The 1,532-nt window shown below is 44.5% G+C and carries 3 protein-coding genes and 1 pseudogene; 2 read left to right on the top strand and 2 right to left on the bottom strand.

Annotated features, from left to right (window positions below; genetic code table 11):
- The coding region (locus QZ506_RS09205; RefSeq protein WP_291970568.1) for a hypothetical protein at positions 1–85 on the bottom strand (85 nt) is incomplete at its 3' end.
- A gap of 169 nt (positions 86–254) precedes the next feature.
- Here QZ506_RS09205 and QZ506_RS09200 point away from each other — a divergent pair.
- Positions 255–467, top strand: coding sequence for a hypothetical protein (locus QZ506_RS09200; protein ID WP_291970565.1), 213 nt, complete (start codon positions 255–257; stop codon positions 465–467).
- A gap of 424 nt (positions 468–891) precedes the next feature.
- Positions 892–1,380 (top strand): annotated as a pseudogene (locus QZ506_RS09195) (GntR family transcriptional regulator); the annotation flags it as partial.
- 30 nt (positions 1,381–1,410) lie between these two features.
- Here QZ506_RS09195 and QZ506_RS09190 read toward each other — a convergent pair.
- A partial coding sequence (locus tag QZ506_RS09190; RefSeq protein WP_291970566.1) for an IS1 family transposase occupies positions 1,411–1,532 on the bottom strand: 122 nt, incomplete at its 5' end.

The raw sequence follows: 1,532 nt of genomic DNA, 5'->3' as shown, positions 1-1,532 counted from the left end.
CTAGCCATACGGTTAGAGAATCGCGCTGCTTGAGGGCCTTGTTATAAGAGGGCCAGTTGGTGATTTTAACATTTTGTTTTGCCATGGAGACCTGATTTTGAAACAACTGTGGTGATCTGCTCCGATGATTACCCAAAAGTTGGCTTTGTTGAATAATAGGTAATCATGCTGTTTTTCCATGCCAGTTTTGGTTGAAAATGCTTGTCATCTCAGGTGTACACTTCTCTCATGATGCCTAACTGCATGATTTTACGTTGCGAGGATCCGTCGTTTCGCTGGGCTGCCAGCATAAAATCTATTTATTCAACAAAGCCCCAAAAGTTCTATTTATTCAACAAAGCCCAAAGCGGGCAGAAAAGACTGCCGATCACCTAACCAACCTCAAGACGAAATCAATGGCCTATGACGTGGAGATTAACGATGTTAATCGTCAAATCGAGAGAGTAAAATTGATGGGTAATAGCTGATTGTTATCGGCAAAAATGAGGAGGGTGGTGATGTTGTGTATAGGTTTTTGTTGCTGAAAATATCACCATTCGGAAAAAGAAGAATGTTAAAAATAAGTATCATCAGTGCCAATGTCATGGTCTTATTTTGATTTTTAATTTAAATAAAATGAATTTTTATTCATTTTATTGCAGGTTGAACGGTTCAGTATCGACTGGTTTTCGTTTCATAAAAGTTAACACATTAATAGTGTTGAAGCCGCTACTTGCTAGTGAATATAGGGTTTTGACCTAATCGGATCGTGCAATTGTTAAAATTTGGTGGAGAACATGATTAGCGCAACGTCCGTATGGACAGAAGGTGAATACTTTGTTACTTTAGCGTCACGTTTTTGAAATTGGTATTACCAATTGACTCCGCGCACTTCGCAGAGAAACACTTACCATGGCCTATAGCAAGATCCGTCAGCCCAAACTGTCAGATGTGATTGAACAACAGCTGGAGTTTTTGATCCTCGAAGGAACCTTGCGCCCCGGCGAGAAACTCCCCCCGGAGCGCGAACTGGCGAAACAGTTTGATGTTTCCTATCCTTCTTTGCGAGAAGCCATCCAACGTCTGGAGGCAAAAGTCCTGCTGCTACGTCGTCAGGGTGGGGGAACGTTTGTCCAGAACAACCTGTGGCAAAGCGTGAGTGATCCGTTGTCGGAACTGCTGAGCCCCCATCCTGAATCTCAATTTGATCTGCTGGAAACCCGTCATGCGCTGGAAGGCATTGCTGCCTACTATGCGGCGTTGCGTGGTACGGAAGAAGATTTCCAGCGCATCCGTGAGTGCCATACCCAGATTGAGCAGGCGCGTGCTTCGGGCGATCTGGTCGCGGAGTCAGAAGCCGTTATGCATTATCAAGTGGCTGTCACAGAAGCAACGCACAATGGGTCGTGTATTCAATGAGTTGATGTAGTATCAAACGTAGTACTCGCGTTCGATGTAAGTACCGATGATCCTATCGTGCATTTCGGATGATTTTGAATATCCGGGCGTCTTGCGATTGAGCCGTTGCAATCGGTTACGCAGTGTCAGATGTG

Source organism: Candidatus Symbiopectobacterium sp., assembly GCF_020054415.1.
Taxonomy (GTDB): domain Bacteria; phylum Pseudomonadota; class Gammaproteobacteria; order Enterobacterales; family Enterobacteriaceae; genus Symbiopectobacterium.
The sequence above is the reverse complement of the archived record's forward strand: the minus strand, read 5'-3'. Positions and strand labels throughout refer to the sequence as shown.